We start from the raw sequence: 20,526 nt of genomic DNA, 5'->3' as shown, positions 1-20,526 counted from the left end.
GCCATGTTCTTTTCATCACTTAGCAATAAACTCATTCGGAAGCCCCATTCCGGAAAATTCCTTCCCGTGCTGGATGGATTAAGGTTTTTGGCCATAGTGCCGGTTATTCTTCAGCATGCCAATGAAAGACTTTTCAAATACGGAGACGTAGGGCCGTTGTCTGCTATAGAGGAAATGCTTTCTTTCCTTATTTCCAGAGGGACGATCGGGGTATTTTTATTTTTTGCTATTAGTGGATTCATCCTTAGCCTTCCTTTTGCGCAAAATCGAAAACAAGAATCTTACGGGGGCTATATCAAGAGGCGATTGATCCGTATCGAGCCTCCTTACCTCTTATGGATGAGCATTTTTGCCATCATTTTGTTGGTGAAAGGGGATTATCCGGGAAAAGAGTTATTGGGACATTTCTTAGCGAGTATTACCTATACCCATCAATTTATTTATGGGGAATACTCTATCATAAACCCGGTGGCCTGGTCCTTGGAAGTAGAAATACAGTATTACCTTATTGCCCCATTCTTAGCTAAGTTCTATTTCAGTATCAGAAACACCTTTGCCCGAAGGTGGGGACTTGCATATCTGATTTTTTCTTTTCTGCTTTTCCAACATGGAATGGGTTGGCACTTGATGCCGTATAAAGCAACCTTGCTGGGACAGCTCCCCCATTTCCTTGTAGGAATGCTAGCTGCTGACTTCTATACTCGACCTGTAATTAAAACCAAATCAATTGTTTGGGATTTATTTTTTCCGGGATTGGTTTTGATCCTTGCATATACCTGGACCGAAGAGCTTTGGAAATCCATTGTATTTGAATTAGGTCTGTTAGGTGTTTTCTTTTCGGCTTTTTATGGAAGAATACTTCCCAAGTTTCTATCCTACACCTGGGTAGTAATCATCGGGGGAATGTGTTACAGTCTATACCTGACACATCTACCCTTACTTGAAGGCTTTTACCTGTTCATCGGCAAATTCGGTCATTGGTCTGACTATATCGGTCAGTTATCGATAAGTCTGATAATCGCCCTCCCTTTGATTTTTCTTTGTGGTGTAATCGCTTACAGATGGATTGAACAGCCTTTCATGGTGAAGGCCAAAGCAAAACCAAAAGCTCATTTTGCTGAAGCTTCTGCTGCAATCTCTGAGTAAGCTCAAATCACAGAATGATGAAAAAATGGAGTCTGATTTTAATTTTCCTTTTGCCTTATTGGGTTTTTGGCCAAGAAGTTAACACCTCTTTGACAGAAGAAAAACTCCTTCCTTTAGGGGTTTTGATCGAAACAGCAATATCGAATGCCCCCTTGATTTCACGCCTTTCCAAAGGGCAGGAGCAACGACAGGAAGAGATCAAGATCGCTAAGAAAGGTTGGACCCAGCACATTGCGCTGACTGGAGGATACAATTATGGAAATGTAGTAGTAGCGGATCGACTCAGCACGCCTCAGGATATCAGCACGGTCTTCCGTACCAATACCTCCTCCACCTATTTTGTGGGAGCTTCTTTGAGATTACCCCTTTCAGAAATAACCACTCGAAAAAACCTGATCAAAATCCAAGAATTGGCTATTGAGGAGATCGAGTATCAAAAATTGGATTTGGAACAGACCATTGAACAGGAGGTAATCAAACGGTACAATGAATTATTGAAAAGTATTGGAACGATCCGCTTGCAAGCTAAAAAAGTGGAGGCAGACGAGTCGGCGGTGTTGATTACTGAACAGCATTTCAAAAATGGTACAGCGACTATGGCGGAGTACAGAATGGCATTGGATATTCTAAATACCGCCAAAATCGAACTGGAAAAGACCAAAAGAGACGCCTGGTTTTACTTGCAGACTTTAGAGCAAATTGTTGGAGCACCTATTTTGAAATAATCATGACCTTTGTACAACTTGTGCGGCTTTTAGTCCGCTTCGCACCATATCTTTTAGGATCTGCTTTATTCTTAGCTGTCACGGTAGCATACTTTTCTTTACAAAACAAAAAGGAGTATAAGAGTCATACTCTACTCAATACCGGTCTGATTTCTGGATATAACATTGAGAGCAGTAAGGGTAATCGGATCGACTATGCCTATACTAATAATGAAATTGATAACCTGATCAATTTGGCCACCTCGCTCGAGACAAATCGAGAACTATCTGCCAGGCTTTTCGCAGAATTGGTTTTTCAGGCAAAAAACAATGAAGCGACTCTTTTGGAAGATAATGATTCTGAGCTTGAAGCCTTGCTGGAAAGCGTGGACAAATCAGGGATCAAGGGAAGGACAGTTGAGGAGCTATTTGAATCTATCAAAGCTATTCGGGATAATGACAAGGATAATGAGGTCTATAAACTTACTTATTCCAAAAATCCTTTGATAGGCGTAGAGCAATTGGAAACAATCAAGGTTTTCCGAGAAGGAAGCTCGGATATGATCCGAATGGAATACACTTCCATCGATCCTTTCTTGAGTAAGCGGACGCTGGAACTGTTGACGGAGATTTTTATAAATAAGCAAAAGAATATCAAAGAAGGACAATCTGATACGGTAATTCAGTTTTTTGAGGAAGCTACTCAAAAGACCTTGGACCGCTTAAAAAATGCAGAAGATGAATTGCTGAGCTTCCGGGTGAAAAATCAAATCATCAACTACTATGAGCAAACCCGTTTCATCGCCGGAAACAGGGAGGAATTGGATAAAAAATATCAAGAGCAACTTCAAATTCAGGCGGCAGCCCAGTCTTCACTGAATCGGATGGAAAGTGAAATTTCGGATAAACAAACGCTGGCGAGGCTACAAAATGAGATCTCCAAAAGCCAGGGTCAAATTGCCGATTACAACTTTGCATTAATGGAGCTTTCTCTCCTAGATGGAGGGCAGGAGGATTTTCAAACGGTTGTGCTTAAAGAAGAACTCGAGCAAAAGATCAATTCCCTGAAGGCCGAAATGATGAGCAATACGGCCGGGGTGGTGGACTATAATCACACCACAGACGGAGTTCCCACTACCAATATTCTGACTCAGTGGCTTAATTCGCTCATTACTTATGAAGAGGCTACTGCTCAGATTCAGGTGATTGATAACAGGATGAAAGAATATGATCAGATTTATGATCGATTTGCTCCTCTTGGATCAACTCTCCGAAGACTGGAAAGTGAAATTGACGTAGCAGAGCGCGAATATTTGGAAAATTTACATTCCTACAATCAGGCTAGACTTCACAAATATAACATGATGATGTCTACCAATCTGAAGGTAATTGACTTTCCATACTACCCCGCTCAGCCTGAAAAATCCAAAGCGGCTATGATGGTTATTCTGTCTTTTCTGGTGGGATTGGTATTGCCAGCTGGACTTGTGGTGACTATGGAAATTTTAGATGGAAGCCTAAAAACGCCAAAAAATGCCTCTAGTCAGACCGGCTTGAAATTGGTGGGAATTCTTCCTCAATACCCCAAAAATCTTGAGAAGCATCCGGTGGATTTTGATCAGCTTTCTAAGCAAGCGCTCAATTTATTTGTGCAAGAGCTCCGAATACAGGCTCAGGATCGGGATAAGGTACGAGTGACTTTTTCAAGTATACAGCCTGGAGAAGGGAAAAGTAGTCTGATTTCAGCTTTGGAAAGGCATTTGGCGACCTATTTCCCTCAATGCAAAGATCAATTCGAATTGAAAGAAATCCCTTCCTTGCTTCATCACCCCTTTCATCTGGAAATACAAGAAGGAGAGATCTTCCTTCTTATTGCGAGGGCAGATCGCAAGTGGACGGAGGCAGATCAGCATGCGCTAAAAGTGTTCAAAAAGTTTATTGGCAAAAAACCACTCTTGTTTTTGAATCGAGTTCGCACAGATATCATGGAAGAAATTACTGGTGAAGTGCCTCGACGAAGATCTTGGATACGGGCCAAAGTTAAATCCCTGTTAAGTTAATTCCTATGCAAACGATCATTGTTCATAGTTTCCCGGCTTGGGACACGCCCTATGTCAAGTCTACCCTAGAGCTGATTACCCGTATGGCGGCTACGCATCGAGTGATATTTCTGGATTATCCATACACCTGGAAGGATTATTTTTCGAACCCACATACGCCGAGGCAGAATTTGCTCAAGAGCGAGGCTAGGAAAATAGAAACCGAGTTTGGACCTATCGAGGTATATAATTCAGCCCCTATGATTCCTACCCAGTGGATCAATCAGCCTAGTCTTTTTGACTCGCTAATGAAAGCCAATGCTAGGCTTATAAAAAGTACGATTAAGCAAATTTTGAAAACAGTAAATCCTTCAGAAACCCAAGTAGTCAATGCTTTTAATCCGATATTTGGGTGGTACACCAGAAAATTATGGAAAGGGCTTCCTGTTTCTTACTACGCCTATGATGAAATGTCATCCACTCCTTGGGCTGGAAAATGGGGAAAAGTTTATGAGGAAAAATTCATAGCAACGGTAGATAAGGTTATTGTCAGTTCGGAGGGATTAAAGAAAAAGTTTGATCCACTTCACTCGCATGTTTCCTGTGTAAAAAATGGGGTTAATCTAAGTTTGTTTACGTCTGATCCAATTCATAAAGCCAAAAAGAAACTGGGATATGTTGGAGCATTTGATCAGCGAATAGATTTGGATCTTCTTGAAAAAGTGGCGCTTGAGTATCCGGATTATTTGGTGGAAATACTTGGGCCGGTAAAAATCCAATCTAGCCTACCCCAAAATGTGATTTTCTTAGGGAGTTGCCCACAAGATCAGATCAAGGATTTTGTTCGCGATTGGAGTGTCTGTTTAATTCCTTTTCTCAAGACACCCTTCACCCAATCCATTTATCCGCTTAAGATCAATGAGTATTTGGCTTTAGGAAAGCCAGTAGTCACTACCGATTTTGCAAATCTGAGTGATTTCAAGGGAATTGTCCGGATTGCCAAAGATGAGGAAGGTTTTATCAAAGGCATCCATCGGGAAAAACGGGCCGACAATCGCCTAAAAATTAACAAACGCATTGACTTCGCTTCGAAGAATAGTTGGGAAGCAAGATCCCAAGAGTTTTTGCAAGCCTTAGCCTCCTAATCGGGAGGCTTTTTCATTAATCGGCATTTTTCTGCCATTGGTCGAAGACATTCAGTCACTAATCGTTAATAAGAAATTACCGACTGTGGGATGGGTAGCTTTGACCAAAATTAAGGCAATGAGCTATTCACAGACAAATAGAATCAAAACAGGCGCTATCAAGTTAGAAAGCGGACTGGGGATTTTATTCTTGGTAGGATTTGGCTTATTGGCGGCAGTAATGATTGTGAAGGTAGGGCTGATGGCAGGGTTTCTTTTATTGGGATTGCCCTTTGTAATCGGACTATTGTCCTACTTGTGGATTGACCCGAAAGCCGGCATTTGGCTTAGTCTAATCATGGGTTTTTTGATATCCGGGTTGAGCCGCTACATAGTTGCACCATGGGGTTTGACTATCGATATTTTCCTTTTCCTTTCTTTACTTTTTTCCTTGATCAACTCATCTATAAAGATCGATTGGAAAAGGACCAAAAATGATATTACCATTTTTTCTTTGGTCTGGATGGGTTATTTAATTTTTGAAATTTTAAACCCTCATGGGAATGGTCTAGTAGCCTGGTTTTATGCCATGCGCGGGATTGGGTTTTATCAAATGTTGTCAGTTCCCATGATCTATCTTTTTCTCAGGGAAGAGAAGCACTTTTATACTTTTCTGAATATTCTGATTATCCTCTCTTTGGCTGGGACAGCTTGGGGATTTAAGCAACAACTCCTAGGAGTAGATGCCGCTGAATACCGATGGCTTTGGGATGAAAATCATCACGAGGAGCATGTCCTTCACGGAGTACTTCGGGTCTTTTCATTTTACAGTGACGCAGGGCAATTTGGTGCTTCTCAAGCCATGATGGCCCTATTGACGGGAATTTTGGCAGTAAGCCCCCTGCCTACTTTCAAAAGAATTCTGTTTGGAATTCTTGCCATAGTGTTCTTCCTGGGATTCGCTATTTCCGGTACGAGAGGGGCTTTGGCAGTGCCACTTTTTGGAGGAATAGCCTACCTCATTACGACCAAAAATTTCAAAGTTTTAGGTGTCGGCTTTTCTGCCATGATACTGGTATTTGTCATACTCAAATACACCTTTCTTTTTCAAGGAGTAGAGCAAGTACGGAGAATGCGAACAGCACTTGACCCCAATAATCGGTCTTTGGAAGTTAGACTTGAAAATCAGATCACCTTTGGAAAATACCTAGCCGACAAGCCCTTCGGTGGAGGGGTTGGGACTGCGGGTTTTTGGGGAGCTCGATTCAATCCGGATTCCCTAATGGCCAATACTGCTACCGATTCCTGGTTTGTCAAAATATGGGCTGAAACAGGATTTTTCGGTCTGCTTATCCATATAAGTTTCCTGGGATATGTCATAGGCAAGGGTGGAGCAGTCTGTATGGGACTGACCTCTCCCAAAAAGAAGTCCTACGCCATGGCCTTATATGCCTCGATTGTTGGGGTGATTTTCTCCAGCTACGGCAATCAGGTTTTTGGCCAGATGCCTACAGGCATGATCATGAATCTGGCAATTCCTTTCCTATTTCTTATTCCACATTGGCCTGAAGAAAAAAAATAATTATGAACTGGTTAATACTCATCCTTCTAATTCCTGCCATCTATTTTGGTATGGCTTCCCTCTATCAACTGATCTTGGCATTGGCGTCGAAGACTTATCGAAACCATCTGCAAGCGGTAGTTGATCAAAAAAAATCATGGGTTCTAGTTCCTGCCTATCGAGAAGATGCTGTAATTCTTTATTCTGTTTCACAAAATCTCAAGGTACTCCAAGACCATCCACACTGGACTTTGGCGGTCATCGCAGATCAGTTAAAGAAAGAAACAATTGTCCAACTTGAAGAAATGGGTGCTGAGGTTATTCCGGTAGCTTTTGAAAAAAGCACCAAAGTAAAAGCGCTGAATGCAGCTCTAGCTTCCTCCCTATCGAATCGAGGGTTTGATTTGCTGGTTATTTTGGATGCAGATAATATCATGGACTCAAATTTCGTCCTTGAAGCTGAAAAGAATGCTTCGCGGGGCTTTCGAGTGATTCAGGGAGAACGATTAGCGACTAACACAGGCAGGCCGATCGAGCTATTGGATGCATTGTCTGAAAAAGCCAATCAGGAGCTGCTTTGCAAAGGAGCCAACAAATTGGGCCTATCGAGCAAATTGACTGGTTCAGCCATGGTTCTTGATTTTGAATTAGCACAGGAAGTGATGCCTCAACTCCAAGCTGTAGGGGGTTTTGACAAGGAGATGGAGCTATGGCTAACTTCGCGAGGCGAGTATATCCACTATGCTCCAGAGATTCAGGTTTGGGATGAAAAAGTAAGAACTCATTCCGCTTTTGCCAAGCAAAGAGGAAGATGGCTTGAAAGTCAATACACATTCTTCAAAAAGTCTATTCGACCAGCAGTATTGGGGCTTTTTTCAGGAAATGTCGATTATTTCCATAAGAGCATCCAACTTGCCTTGCCGCCTAGAGCCTTGGCACCAGTAGGAATTGCTGTAGGAATAATGCTTTCTGGTTTAATAGGGAGTCAATTCCTTACCGGAATATTTCTTTTTGCTTTCCTAGCCTTGACTGTTTCGTACTTGCTGGTTCTCCCAAGTTCTCTTTGGACTCGGCATTGGAAAACCATCCTACTTTCACTACCCGGATTGTTCTTAGCGGCTTTCAAGGCCCTAACTTGGATGAAAAAATCCAAGACGCAGTTTCTTCACACCGCTCACCAATCTACTGAATCATGATCGTTCAAGGAATGCCTTGGCCGCTGGTATTACCGGTAGCTATGCTCTTTTTGATTTGGGGAATTCAACAAGGAAAGCGTGAGCTTCAGTCTATTAGCCCCAAGAAGAAAAAGAAGAAGCAAAAGTCATCGAAATAGACTTCTCATTGATCGAAGAGATCAACACATTCATCGAAAGCTCAAATTTTCCTCATTCAAGGGGTCTACATTTGATAAAAATAGAGCTATGAAAAAGTCGCTATCCATCTTACTCATCATAAAGTCGCTTCCTTGGAAGTTCAAAGGAGGGATCCAAACTCATACTTGGGACTTGGCAAGGGCCCTTCATGAAAAAGGTCACCATGTAACGATTTTGACGGGTGGTGCATTTCTGAAGTCTTCCCAAAAGGAAATCAAAGACGAAATCGAAATTAGGGAAATCCCATTTTTTCCAGGGAGGTATCTTCCACTGATATCTTACTTAGCAGAAGAATGGGCCTTCAATTTTGCCGCAAAAAACTGGGTGAAGAAAAACCATTCCAGGTACGAAATCATCCATGCACAAGGGAGAAGTGGTTACCTGCTTTATCAGATTGAGGAGATAAAAAATAAACTTGTCCAGACCCTTCATGGACTTACTTCTTTGGAAGCCCAATCCGGCAAAAACTTCAATGCTTGGACCCATGCCAATGTGGTGCAGCACTGGGAGCGAAAGATGGTAAATACTGCCGCTTTGTCCATCGCTGTAAGTGAAGATTTGAAAAATAAAATTTCAGGTGTTTCTGGGAATCCCCTTATTGAAGTAATTCCAAATGGGATAAATGGTCTAGAAACAGTTTTGACTTCCTCAGATCAAACGGTCGATCGTTTTGTATTTGTAGGAAGATTGCACCCTGTGAAAGGCTTGATGCCTATTCTTGAGGAAATCGCAAAGAGTGAGGAAAAAATTTATTTGGATATCATCGGGTCCGGTCCTCAGGAAAAGGAAATTCAATCCAAAATCCAGAGCCTTGAGCTACAAGCCCAAGTCCGAATGTTTGGAGAGCGTGACAATGACGTGATCAAGTACTTGTTGCCTTATTATCGAGGTTTGTTACTTCCCTCCGTTTATGAATCCCAAGGCATCGTTTTGTTGGAGGCTAATTTGGCTGGAATTCCGGTAGTCGCATCGGATTTATCTGCTATTCGAGAGAGTATTTCTCAAGGCAAAAATGGATTCCTCTGCGACCCAAAGAGTCCCGAGAGCTTTGTTTCTGCCATGGCTTTTCTAAAAAACAACCCCCTTCTAGCCAGAAAGATGGGTGAATTTGGTCGGGAAAATGTCCTTGAAAATTACACTTGGGAAAAAATAGCTTCCCAAACGGAGGACTGTTACTATAAAATAGCAGGATAACATGAGGGCTTCCCTTATCAAACAATTAGCAGGTGCAATGGGAGGACAGGTGTTTTTCCTTCTGAGCAACATGCTTTTTTTTATGCTTGCCGCAAAGAACCTCAACGCTGAATCCTTTGCTGCTTGGGGAATGTATCAAATGCTGATTGCGCTGATCGATGGTATTCGTCAGGGTTTTATCCACAATGGGCTGACTAGGTTTTTGCTTCAAGAGCCCAAAGAGGAGGGAACGATAGTAGGTTCTGGGATACTTATTCATTTTGCCTTTATAGTACTGATTTATCCCTTTCTTTTATTGCTTTCCGGACCTTTGGCTACATTTTTTGAAATGCCCACCCTAGAAATCCTGATGCCTTATTCTATTCTTAGTTTATTGGGCCTAGGTTCTTTGCAGACCTTTTTTAACCTGCTTTTCGCAAAAAATAAAAGCAAAACTTATTTCAGTGTCACGGCGACTTATTTACTCGTTTCCTCCTTAGGCATGGGGGGGCTGATGTTGTCTAATAATGTCAATTTGGTTTCTTTAATTCTTCTCCAAAGTGGAGCAGCTGTTTTGGTTTTGGCCTGGAGTTTTTGGGAGAAAAATTGGATTCGTATTCAGCTTCCTAACAGGTTCTGGGTGGGTAGTTTGCTTCAATTTGGAAAGCATGTAGCAGGAACCAATGCCTTATCCTTGCTTTTCCAAAAGGCTGATTTGCTGATGATTGCCTATTTTCTGGGATCAGAAGAAGTTGCACTTTTTCTGGTAGCTGGTAAAGTATTGCAGTATGTAGAATTGCCACTTACTGCGATAAGCCCTTGGATTTATCCTCGAATCGCTACAGCTAGTCGAAGCAATCAATCCATTCATCTGAATTTGGAATATTCCCGCTCGATTCTGCTCTTATTTGTACTGTTACTTCCAGGAGGTTTAATGGTGTTACTGTTTACTGAAACTTGCATCACTTGGATCAGTTCGGCCAGCTATAGTGAAGCAGTTTCGTTAGTAACGATTCTGGTGATCTCCTCCTTTGCCAAACCTTGGGGTAGGGTGTTTGGGATGTCTTTGGATGCAGCTGGAAAGCCAGATGTCAACTTTCAAATGCTTGCCTTAAGCCTTGTAATCAATGTGGTTTTGAATGCCACATTAATCCCGCTTTGGGGATTGTTGGGGGCGGTTGTTGCCACTGGGAGTAGTGTAGTACTGACCATTGCGATCGGTCAAATTCGATTAAAAAATTACCTCCCAATCTTGGGATTTGGGCAGCGGGTCAAATTGCTATCCCAGTCAATTATTAATCACTTAAACAAGAAAAGTCATGAATTTAACTTTCGGTGAAGCACAAATTTATACCTCGGAGCGAATGGTGAAGTTTCCTAAACTCTCCAAGGCTTTTTTCAAAATCTTTGGGTATACGAATCTCGGCAACTATGCCCGCTTTACGGTATTCAAAAAACTGGTAGATCAAGTTCCAATGCCTAAAAATGCTCAAATCCTTGATTTGGGAACGGGATACGGGGAATATGCCTTTTCACTTTCCAAAGCCCTGCCTTCCGGTCAGATTCATGCTTTGGATATTGATCCGGAGCGAATCTACATTCTACGTCAGGCGATTCGAAAAAGCCTAACTTCCAATATTAGGACCTATGCAGATCACCTTAAAAATGTGTATTTACCTGAATTGGACTTTGCTTTCTCTATTGATGTATTTGAGCATATTGGAGAAGATCAGATGCCTTTTCAAGAAGTCTATGATAGACTGAAGCCTGGAGGGTATTTTTTGGTGAAAATCCCCAATAGGGATCAAAAAACCATATTTCCAGAGTCTTGGTTTGAGGAGCATCAAGATTGGTTGGAAGAAGAGCATATAGGACAAGTCTATGAACTTCAGGGGTTAAAAAACCGATTTGAAAAAGAAGGATTTGAAGTGGTTCATGCTTCCTATTCTGACGGATGGCTGTCTAGGATGGGATGGGAGTTGGCATACCTAGGAAAAAAGGCAGGATTTTTAGGGCAATTACTTAGCCTTCCTTTCGCCAAAGGTTTGGTCAAATTAGATAGGGTTTTCCATCAAAATACCTGGGGGAATGCCATTCAAGTCATTGGTAAAAAGCCTGAATGATGGAAGCTCCAAAAGTAAGTATCATCACGGTCAATTATCACCAAAAAGAAGTAACTGCGGATCTTCTTCGAAGTATTCAGGCCTGTGGCTACTCCAACCTAGAGGTTATAATAGTGGACAATGAGCAATCTGGGGATAATTCTTTATTCTACAGGGAATTTCTCCCTAATGTCCAAGTAATCAATTCTTCTCAAAACTTAGGATTTGCCGGAGCAAATAACCTTGGGATGAAATATGCCTCAGGTGAATTCTTCTTTTTCCTTAATAACGATACAGAATTGGGAGAAGGAGTCATTGAAACCTTGCTTGAAGGATTCAGTTTTCCTGGCACAGGGGCAGTCTGTCCTATTATCCGCTATGCAGAAAATCCCGAGAAAATTCAATTTGCAGGATTTACACCTATCCATCCTTTGACGGGCAGAAATAAACTGGATCAATTCCTAACAAATCAATCCTGGAAGCAAAGCCACTATTTTCATGGGGCAGCTGTGATGATTTCAAGGGACACCATTGCTCAGATGGGAGACATGCCTGAAGACTATTTTCTCTACTATGAGGAATTGGATTGGTCGCAGCGATTGAGGGATTTGGGATTGAAAATTCTGGTTTCTCAGCAAGTTTCCATTCTTCATAAGGAGTCTATCAGCACTGGGAAAAACAGCCCCTTGAAGGTATACTATCAAACTCGAAACCGGATTTATTTTATGCGGAGAAATGCCGGGTTTTATCCTGCATTCCTTCTTTTCTTTCTCTTGGTCAGCTTTCCTAAAAACATATTTTCTCTTTCCAGAGCCCACGCCAAAGCATTTCGCAAGGGAGTTTTAGATGCGCTCTTTTATCAAAAAACAGGCTATACTGATCCTGTTTCCTTTTCCATTCCTCGTTGATTTCTGTCATTGATCGAAGCTATGCAGCTAGTAATCGAATGAATGATTTCAACAGATCCGAATGACGTAATTTCAAAATAAAAAAACATGGAACTACTTTTCTGGATATCAATAGGAATCGTCTTCTATACCTTTATCGGCTATGGAGTTATCATTTCTTTGCTTGCCAAACTGAAAGGCAGAGGGACCAAATATGCAAAGCTTTCTACCGAGGATTTGCCAACTGTGACGCTTGTGGTTGCTGCCTACAATGAAGAGGATATTTTAAGCCAAAAAGTGGAAAATTGCTTGAATTTGGACTATCCGAAAGACAAGTTGAATATTCTATTCGTCACAGATGGAAGTTCGGATGATTCCGTAGCGCTTTTGGAACAGTATCACCCCCAAGTCAATTATTCACATTCTCCTGCACGAAAAGGTAAAATCGCTGCTATCAACCGAATTATGCCTTTTATCGATTCCCAGATTACAGTTTTCTCGGATGCGAATGTGATGCTCAATGCAGAAGCAATTCGGTTATTAGTAGAGCCGTTTCAGTCCAATCTCGTGGCAGCAGTTTCCGGAGAGAAGATAGTCCAATCCAAAGCAGCAGATGGAGCTAGTTCTTCCGGTGAAGGAGCCTATTGGAGATACGAATCCTACCTGAAAAAAATGGATGCCAAATGGAATAGTTTGGTGGGGTCGGCTGGGGAATTGGTCGCATTGCGGACGCACCTTTACCAAAAGATGGAAGAGGATACCATTATCGAGGATTTTGTAATGACGCTACGCTTGGCATCACATGGATACCGAGTAGATTACCAGTCCGATGCCAAAGCAATGGAATATGGGTCTGAGTCCATCTCAGAGGAGGAAAAACGGAAAGTGAGAATTTCTGCAGGTGGAATTCAAGCTATCCAACGATTGCCTGAACTTTGGAAAGTTTGGAATCATCCCGGATTGAGTTTTCAGTATTTTTCCCATCGCGTGATACGCTGGACTTTAATGCCTACAGCTTTAATTTTGGCTCTCTTCAGTAATTTGTTTTTGTGGAATCAGGGTGGATTTTACGCATTTTCACTGATCGCTCAGCTAGTGTTTTATAGTTTAGCTTGGATCGGGTATATCATGCAAGAGCATAAAACGAAGAACAAATGGTTGCATTTGCCCTTTTACTTTGTTTTCATGCATGTCTGTGTGATCAAAGGCTGGTTTCGATTTGCTAAAGGAAAGCAGTCCGTCACTTGGGAAAAAGCCAAGCGAGCTACTGGCCTTACCCCCCAATTAAAGTAAGTTTAGCCTATTGATTAGTGCTTCCTTGTTTGCTCGTGAAATAGGGATCACCTTGTCTTCGATCAAAAGGTTGGATTCTTCGATATCGATGATCTTGGCTAAGTTAACGATGAAGGAGCGATGGACCTTTTGGAAGTTATAGTCGCTTAGTTTCTCTTCGATTTTCTTGATAGTGGCATGGACGATATACCCCTTCGCCTTGGTTTTAAAGAGGGCGTAATCTCCTTTCGCTTCAACGTATAGAATGTCTTCGATCTTTACCTTGATCAGTTTATTGTCCACTTTCAAAAAGAGACTGTTGTCGATGATTTTTGAAATGTTCTGATTGGCTTTCTCTGCTTTCTTCAGTCGATCGAAAGCTGATTTGGCGATTTCAATAGCCGCATTGACTTCTTTGATTCCATAGGGCTTGACTAGATATCCGAAGGGACCCATTTCTTTTGCTCTTTCGATGGTGGATTTATCGGCAAATGCGGTGGTAAAAATAAAGGGAATATCAAATTGATCCCGGATAATCTCAGCCAGTGCTACCCCGTCGATATCTCCAGCAATTTGAATGTCAAGTAGCGCCAGTTCGGGATCTTTTTCATTGCAAATAGCAATGGCTGCATCTCCGCTTTCAGCTACTCCTACTACCTCATGATCCAGCATTTTGATAATATCCTCAACACTCTGTGCGATCATCGGATCGTCTTCTACAATTAAGATTTTCATAAAAATTCAAATTATGGCTTTAAGGTGGGAATTTTGATGATAAACTCCGAACCTTTATTGACTTCACTTTCTAGTTCGATGGTTCCTTGGTGCATGGTGACAAATTCCTTTACAATGGATAAGCCTAGACCGGAACCTTGAATATTCTTTACATTAGTTGCTCTATAAAAGGAGGAAAACAAACTTTTTTGATCCTTTTCAGGTATCCCGATTCCAAAATCCCGAACACTTATCTTCAGCTCTGATAAATTCTCAAAATTCAAGGTTAAAACTGGATTCGGCTTTCCTTCTGAATATTTTAAAGAATTGGTAAGCAGATTGGTTAAAATATGATCCATTAAGCTAAGGTCTGCATAGATTTCCCGTTCGAGTCCCTTGATTTCAAGCTGAATGGTACGTTGGTCCTCTCTTCCTACTGAAAGTTTTGAAATAATATCCTTGGCTAGAGTCAAGAGGTTTACTGATCGAATAGTAACATTCACTTTTCCAGCTTCGATTTTTCCCAAGAGCAACATATCATTCATCAAAGAAGATACTCTCCCGATTTCACTCGTAATTCGTTCAAAATACTTATCGAATTCCGGCCTGATTTCCGGACTTTTCTTTTCTATTGTGAATTCGATCAGATCAACATTTTGCTTAATAGTGGTAAGTGGAGTGCGGAATTCATGGGAAGTCATGGAGACAAACCGGGATTTGAGTTCACTTAAGTCTCGTTCTTTTTGGAGATTTTTCTCTAAATCCTCCCGTGCACTCTTTTGAAGGGTAATGTCTCTGATAAATGCTGTAAATGTTTCTTCTCTACTTACTTTCAACGGAATGATCGCTATCTCAATGGGGAATTCTCTTCCGGATTTATGCATGGCAGTGATTTCAAAGCGCTGATTTAAAACAGGGCCATGACCCGTTTTGAGGTAGTTTTTCATTCCATTGGTATGCGCTTCCCGATAATTGATTGGTATGATATTTTCAGTCATTAGTCTACCCATCACCTCTTTAGCCTTCCATCCAAAAATGGATTCTGCCTGTGGGTTCCATCCAGTCACAAGCCCTTCCTTGTTTACAGTAACCACCGCATCCAAAGCATTTTGAATGACGGTTCTCAATAAGGCTTCCCGGTCTTTTAGCTCTCGTTCAGACTTTTCTTTTTGAAGCCTTAATTGTGCGTTTTTTAGCTTAGATGCAGTAAGGTTGGCTATTATCGTGAGCGTTTCGAGATGCGTTTGGGTGAAGAAGTTTGGATCTGTATGCTCTGAATCTATGATTCCAATGACTTTGTTTTCGAAAAAAATTGGAACAGTGATCTCTGAGCGAAATCCGCCCACATCCTGGAAATATCTTGAGTCAAGGGTGGTATCCTTTATTATCTCTGCCTTGCCGTTTTGGGCAACTGCTCCAACTATTCCTTTGCCAAAGGGAATTTCAATAGGGTTTTTAATCTTGCGATTTCCTTTGTCCTTAGGGCCTTTTGCTGCAAGCTGAACAAGACACTGCTTTTCTTCATCAACTACGTAAATGACACAATCAATAAAATCGAATTCGCTGATTACATTTTCTACAATTTCCCATGCAAGGGAAAATAAATCTTCCTCATCAAGGATTTTGGTAACAAACCGGTTGATAGCAGAAAGAAATCGTTGTCTTTCTTGCAGTTGCTCATTGGTTTGTACAAGGGACTCGGTTTGGTTTTTGAGTATATCTTGGTTTTTTTGAGCCGTCAGTACATAGCTGATATATCGGGTAAAAAGTCGGAATAATTCAAGGTCATATTGTGTAAAATCTTTTGTTTGATCGGAGGAGCCTAAAAAAATAGATCCAAATTTTACACCATCCATATAAACAGGCATGGCGATACATGCTTTTAGGCCAAGCATTTGTACGGAAGGAAGCTTTTCATAGGCAGTGCCAGATGTGTCATTTATGGCAATTAGTTTTTCCTGTAAAAAAGCTGAACCAGAAATAGTCTGTTCTAAAGGAAAGGTTTTATTCAGCTGATTTAAAATCTCTGAACTTAGAACCTCAATAAATGTAGTCGAATTATCTTCTTTGAATTCAGCAATGAATCCAAATGGAAGTCCAAAGTATTCAGAAATAAATTGAAAGCTTTGATTTAGCTGCTCTTTAGGTCCAAGTGAAAAATCGGAGGTGATTCGGTTGAGCTCTTCCAGTGCGTAGGTATACTTATCGAGCTCAGCTTGAATTCGCCGGAGTTCTAATTCGTCTTTCCTTCTTTGCGTGACATCTACATGAACTCCAACCGATCCTGTTCGTTTCCCCTGAAGGTTATATAAGGGGGCCCCTGAAATGATTGCATAAAAAGGCTCACCGTTTTTTCGATTGATTCTCGCATCGTAGGCACTTCCTTGATTTTTCTCCCGAAGTTGATGATGTTTATCCAATACAGCTTTGGTTTCCTTTGAGGCCAATAAATCCGAGGCAACATTGCCAAGCATTTCTTCTTTTGAAAAGCCGGTCATTTGGCACATGGCATCATTGACATATTGGATACGCTCATCCAAATCCACTTCTAGCAAACCAAACTGTAGCCTTTCCAGAATTCCTCGATATTTTTCTTCAGATTGCTTTAGTGCTTTAATATAGTTATAGCGCTCAGTTTTGATTCTGGTGATGGACATAGTTCCCGTTAACTCACCATTATTAAAAAACATTCGGGTTCTCTGACCTACCCATTCTTTTTTACCTTCTTTGGTAATGATGGGAAATTCTAGGTAAGTATTACTCTCTTTGCTGTCAACCTGATTTCGATAAAATTGCTGGACGGCTTGTTTATTTTCATCAGGAATCAATTGCAGGTAATGCATATTCAGCAATTCACTACGAGAATATCCCAAAATTTCAGAGGCGACTCCATTTACAAACTTAAAATTACCTTGTATATCAGTTTCATAAATAATATCCAGAGCTTCCTCTACCATTATTCGGTATCGCTCTATGGAGAAACTCGGGAAATTTTCTTCGGAGGACTTTTTCACAAAAAGGTAAGCTAGGGTAAAACGGAATAACTCCATCAATATAAAAACAAGATGGAGAAGACGAAAAAGACTGAGAAGAAGAAAGTAGATAATAAAAACTCCCGAGTCAATTTACCTGACTCGGGAGTAATATTTTTAAAACCTCATACTAACTCCCAAGAGGAAATTGGTCCCTGCTTGAGGATAATAGTAATTTTCTGTAATCAATTCCCTTCCTGTGTCTCCCGGAATGAAATAGCTGAAAGTATAGCCATTGGGCTCATAGAGTTCATTGAAGATGTTGTTGATCAGCAAATTGACCTCCAAGCTTTTGAAGAATTTTGGCTGTGCTGAGTAGCTGATGCGAAGGTCATTGGTGAAAAAGGCATCCAAAGCACGGTTTTCATTGGAAGTATTGTCTAAGAATTGTCTCCCCACATATTTACTCAACCAGTTTAGAGATAGGTTTTTGGTGGGTTTAAATTCGATGATAGCCGAACCAACCACATTGGGAGAAAAGGCAATGTCCGTGTCGGAATAGGTGATGGATTCTTGGCGGAATTCTTCCACACTGTAATCATCTATGTACTCGGTAAACTCGGCGATTTTATTTCGGCTGAATGCGATATTTCCACCAAAAGTCCAAGCCGAAGATACTTGATAAGCTCCATCCAATTCGATTCCTGCACGATAGGATGAGGCTACATTTTCCCGGATATATGCCCCTACATCATTGATTTGACCAGTTAGAATTAGCTGATCCTTATAGTCCATGTAGTAGAAGTTTGCATTGTAGGTGAAGTTTCCAGCACGTGATCTCACTCCCGCTTCGATGTTGTTGAGGCGTTCTGGTCTTGGAACTTCGGTGATCGGATTATCCGTAAAATCTGAACGAACAGGTTCCCGATTGGCAATGGCATAGCTAGCATACCAGGTTCGGTTACCTTTTTCATAAGAGAATCCGAATTTTGGATTGAAGAAGGTATAATTTTCCTCTCCGTCTACGATTCGAAGGTCATCATTCACTCCGAAGAAAGTGTAATTGATTCCGCGAAGTTGTAGATCCCCAAAAAGATTCAGTCCGGGCTTCAGTTCGTAGGTGGCTTTGGCGTAGATATTCCGATCGTCTTTGATGGCATTGTTATCATAGTAGCGATCGCGGATATCGGTGTTGCCGGCAATTCGAGCCCAGATGATTTCACCGAAGTGATCTCCGTCGTAGCGATTGGCTCCACCTCCTAGGATAACATCCCATTGTCCATTATCAGAGATGTAATTTACTGAGCCCACAAAACCAAAGAAATCATTATCCAGCCATCTTCTTCGAATGATATCGGTACTGCTGATTACTTCTCCACCGATTTCTACCTCAGGCAAATTGTAATCTGCAAAATCATCATCCTCTCGATATTGCTCATAGTAGCCTCTACCATAGGTGTAATGAAGCGCCAAATTGGTTTTCCAATTAGTGCCAATTTTTCCAGTATAGATCAATTGGTAATGATCCTGCTGGTAATTGTCTGTCTCGTTTTCGTAAGTGTAGTAATTGTTGGTTCGGTCTGTTTCAAGCAAAGACTCTGGCAATCCCCACCAAGATTGGTAGGTCTGCTCTTTTCCCGAGAAGACATTCACTTTCACCATGTGATTTTCTCCATAATATCCACCAGAAAGGAAATAGGAGCCCAAATCCGAAAATGCCCGATCTACATAGCCGTCGGTGGTGATTTTAGAAAGGCGTGCATCTACCGCAAATCGTCCATTCAATAGTCCTGTTCCTGCTTTGACGGTATGCCTCCAGGTATTGAAGCTTCCAAAACCATTATCGACTTGGGCATAGGCTTCCTCTTGTCGGGTATCCGTTTGGAAATTCAAGCTTGCTCCAAATGTAGCGGCACCATTGGTGGAAGTGCCGACGCCTCGCTGGATTTGGACATTGTCCACTGAGCTAGCAAAATCCGGCATATTCACCCAGAAAACTCCGTGGGATTCTGCATCATTCAGGGGAATTCCATTGATAGTGACGTTGATTCGAGTTTGGTCTGTTCCTCGGATTCTGATTCCCGTATAACCAATTCCAGCTCCAGCATCAGAATGAGAAACTACGGAGGGAGTGAAATTCAAGAGGATAGGAATATCCTGTCCGAGATTTCGTTTCGCCAATTCTGCCTTGTCAATTGTTTTGAAGGTAGTGGGTGTCGTTTCCGAGGCACGAGTAGCCGAAACGATAAACTCCTCCGAAACGAATTCCTTGCTTTGGAGCCTGAAAATCAATTCTTCTGAGGTTGGAATTGTTATTTCTTGAGTGATGGATTCATAACCCAAATAGGAGACCCGAATAGTCCAGGTTCCTTCTGGAAGTTTAGAAAGGACAAATTTTCCATCCATGTCGGTGACAGTTCCTCTTCCGGTTCCCTCCGCCCAGATAGATGCACCGATTAATGGGGAATTGGTTGATTGATCCAATACCTTTCCCCTCACTTGTAGTTGTGCGTGTGCAACAAGTGTAGTCAGGCAAAAAGCCAGACATAGCCATAAATTTTTCATGTGTAATAAACCCTTTCGGGAGATTGAGTTAAACATGGGAAGACTTAGGGGAAGTCATCCGTACTTGTTTACCCGTTTTGCAAAAGCAACCATCAAAAAAGCCAGTCGGTACCAATTCTGATTTTTCGAATGTTTACTCTGCTTGCTCATTTCCCTTCGCCGGCACTACCCGGATCAGGTAATATGGGTATGATCTCAGCCCGTGATATTAGGGCACCCCTTATGATCTAGGAACAAAGGTATAGAGGAAAAGTTTGAAAGCAAAAAAGAGGCGAAGGCTCAAATCGTATTGAAATTGACCGTAAGAAAAGGATTCAAGTACTTAGGTAATATCATAGATTTAACATGCTACGATCTCTTCTTGTATCAAAAACCCTTGCGATCAAAATTTGATTTTTTTCAAGATCCAATCTGTAAATTATTTTGTGATTTCCTTCGATTAAATACCTATATGGAAAATTTAGACTGGATTCAAAATGCTGAATCTGGCCCAATTCAGGATTTGAGGATAAAATACCAACTTTGTTTACTATCCTAATGACAATTCTTTGGCCTATCTCAATTCCTGCAAATTCAGCATAAAATTGAAAAATCTCTTCTAAGTCTTTTAATGATCTATCCGACCAAAAAATTCTCATAAAATTTTGCCTTGTTTAATCTTTTTTACAAGCTCTTCTTGAGAAATTATCTTCCCTTTTTGATAATCAGACTCTGCTTCTTTTAGTGAATTGATCAATTCTTCTTCGGAAATAGGCTTGAGGTATTTCTCTTTTTCTAGTGCTTGGGTTTCAATTCGGATTTGATCGATTTTATTTAATACTTCTTGATCTTCTATTAAGGCCAGCCAAGCAATCAAATCAAGTTTTTTTTCAGTAGTATTCATTTACTCGAATT

General features: G+C 41.2%; 17 protein-coding genes and 1 riboswitch. Of the genes, 12 read left to right on the top strand and 5 right to left on the bottom strand.

The features are described 5' to 3' along the window. The first annotated feature begins 3 nt into the window (after positions 1-3). The 12 genes from E4S40_RS05055 to E4S40_RS05005 all read left to right on the top strand — a co-directional run bounded on the left by E4S40_RS05055 (position 4) and on the right by E4S40_RS05005 (position 13,402). Entirely contained in the window at positions 4-1,146 is a 1,143-nt protein-coding gene (locus E4S40_RS05055) for an acyltransferase family protein (RefSeq protein WP_135071832.1), read from the top strand. A 14-nt stretch (positions 1,147-1,160) separates the two neighbouring features. Then, complete coding sequence (locus E4S40_RS05050; protein ID WP_135071830.1) at positions 1,161-1,871, top strand: TolC family protein; 711 nt, start codon at positions 1,161-1,163, stop codon at positions 1,869-1,871. A gap of 2 nt (positions 1,872-1,873) precedes the next feature. Then, complete coding sequence (locus tag E4S40_RS05045) at positions 1,874-3,910, top strand: GumC family protein (RefSeq protein WP_135071828.1); 2,037 nt, start codon at positions 1,874-1,876, stop codon at positions 3,908-3,910. A gap of 5 nt (positions 3,911-3,915) precedes the next feature. After that, positions 3,916-5,034 carry a glycosyltransferase gene (locus E4S40_RS05040; protein ID WP_135071826.1) on the top strand — a complete coding sequence of 373 codons (1,119 nt, stop codon included), beginning with the start codon at positions 3,916-3,918 and terminating at the stop codon, positions 5,032-5,034. A gap of 118 nt (positions 5,035-5,152) precedes the next feature. Beyond that, positions 5,153-6,595 (top strand): O-antigen ligase family protein, encoded by a 1,443-nt coding sequence (locus E4S40_RS05035; RefSeq protein ID WP_135071824.1) that lies wholly within the window; start codon positions 5,153-5,155, stop codon positions 6,593-6,595. A 2-nt stretch (positions 6,596-6,597) separates the two neighbouring features. Then, a complete protein-coding gene (locus tag E4S40_RS05030) occupies positions 6,598-7,770 on the top strand; it encodes a glycosyltransferase (protein WP_135071822.1) in 1,173 nt (390 codons plus the stop codon). Then, on the top strand, positions 7,767-7,907 hold the full coding sequence (locus E4S40_RS17070; RefSeq protein ID WP_161971775.1) for a hypothetical protein: 141 nt from the start codon (positions 7,767-7,769) through the stop codon (positions 7,905-7,907). The genes E4S40_RS05030 and E4S40_RS17070 overlap by 4 nt, the downstream gene beginning before the upstream one ends. Before the next feature lie 88 nt (positions 7,908-7,995). Further along, positions 7,996-9,141 carry a glycosyltransferase family 4 protein gene (locus tag E4S40_RS05025; protein WP_135071820.1) on the top strand — a complete coding sequence of 382 codons (1,146 nt, stop codon included), beginning with the start codon at positions 7,996-7,998 and terminating at the stop codon, positions 9,139-9,141. Position 9,142: 1 nt separating this feature from the next. Further along, complete coding sequence (locus tag E4S40_RS05020; protein WP_135071818.1) at positions 9,143-10,459, top strand: oligosaccharide flippase family protein; 1,317 nt, start codon at positions 9,143-9,145, stop codon at positions 10,457-10,459. Further along, positions 10,440-11,243: a class I SAM-dependent methyltransferase gene (locus E4S40_RS05015; RefSeq protein WP_135071816.1), complete on the top strand. Its 804-nt coding sequence runs from the start codon at positions 10,440-10,442 to the stop codon at positions 11,241-11,243. The genes E4S40_RS05020 and E4S40_RS05015 overlap by 20 nt, the downstream gene beginning before the upstream one ends. Further along, positions 11,243-12,130, top strand: a complete 888-nt coding sequence (locus E4S40_RS05010) for a glycosyltransferase family 2 protein (protein WP_161971774.1) — start codon at positions 11,243-11,245, stop codon at positions 12,128-12,130. Before E4S40_RS05015 ends, E4S40_RS05010 begins: the two co-directional genes overlap by 1 nt. 87 nt (positions 12,131-12,217) lie before the next feature. Next, a complete protein-coding gene (locus E4S40_RS05005; protein ID WP_135071812.1) occupies positions 12,218-13,402 on the top strand; it encodes a glycosyltransferase family 2 protein in 1,185 nt (394 codons plus the stop codon). On the opposite strand, the gene E4S40_RS05000 is transcribed toward E4S40_RS05005, so the two are convergent. The 5 genes from E4S40_RS05000 to E4S40_RS04980 form a co-directional block, all read right to left on the bottom strand. Then, positions 13,394-14,116: a LytR/AlgR family response regulator transcription factor gene (locus E4S40_RS05000; RefSeq protein WP_135071810.1), complete on the bottom strand. Its 723-nt coding sequence runs from the start codon at positions 14,114-14,116 to the stop codon at positions 13,394-13,396. The two genes, E4S40_RS05005 and E4S40_RS05000, sit on opposite strands and share 9 nt — an antisense overlap. A gap of 11 nt (positions 14,117-14,127) precedes the next feature. Beyond that, on the bottom strand, positions 14,128-17,109 hold the full coding sequence (locus tag E4S40_RS04995; protein WP_161971773.1) for a PAS domain S-box protein: 2,982 nt from the start codon (positions 17,107-17,109) through the stop codon (positions 14,128-14,130). A gap of 135 nt (positions 17,110-17,244) precedes the next feature. Next, positions 17,245-19,632 carry a TonB-dependent receptor gene (locus tag E4S40_RS04990; RefSeq protein WP_135071806.1) on the bottom strand — a complete coding sequence of 796 codons (2,388 nt, stop codon included), beginning with the start codon at positions 19,630-19,632 and terminating at the stop codon, positions 17,245-17,247. Positions 19,633-19,766: 134 nt separating this feature from the next. Further along, positions 19,767-19,863: riboswitch (TPP riboswitch) on the bottom strand. A gap of 101 nt (positions 19,864-19,964) precedes the next feature. Continuing rightward, positions 19,965-20,270, bottom strand: a complete 306-nt coding sequence (locus E4S40_RS04985) for a type II toxin-antitoxin system RelE/ParE family toxin (protein WP_135071804.1) — start codon at positions 20,268-20,270, stop codon at positions 19,965-19,967. Next, positions 20,267-20,515, bottom strand: coding sequence for a hypothetical protein (locus tag E4S40_RS04980; RefSeq protein WP_135071799.1), 249 nt, complete (start codon positions 20,513-20,515; stop codon positions 20,267-20,269). Before E4S40_RS04980 ends, E4S40_RS04985 begins: the two co-directional genes overlap by 4 nt. Positions 20,516-20,526 lie beyond the last annotated feature (11 nt).

It is taken from the genome of Algoriphagus kandeliae (assembly GCF_004571135.1).
GTDB lineage: Bacteria > Bacteroidota > Bacteroidia > Cytophagales > Cyclobacteriaceae > Algoriphagus > Algoriphagus kandeliae.
The sequence above is the reverse complement of the archived record's forward strand: the minus strand, read 5'-3'. Positions and strand labels throughout refer to the sequence as shown.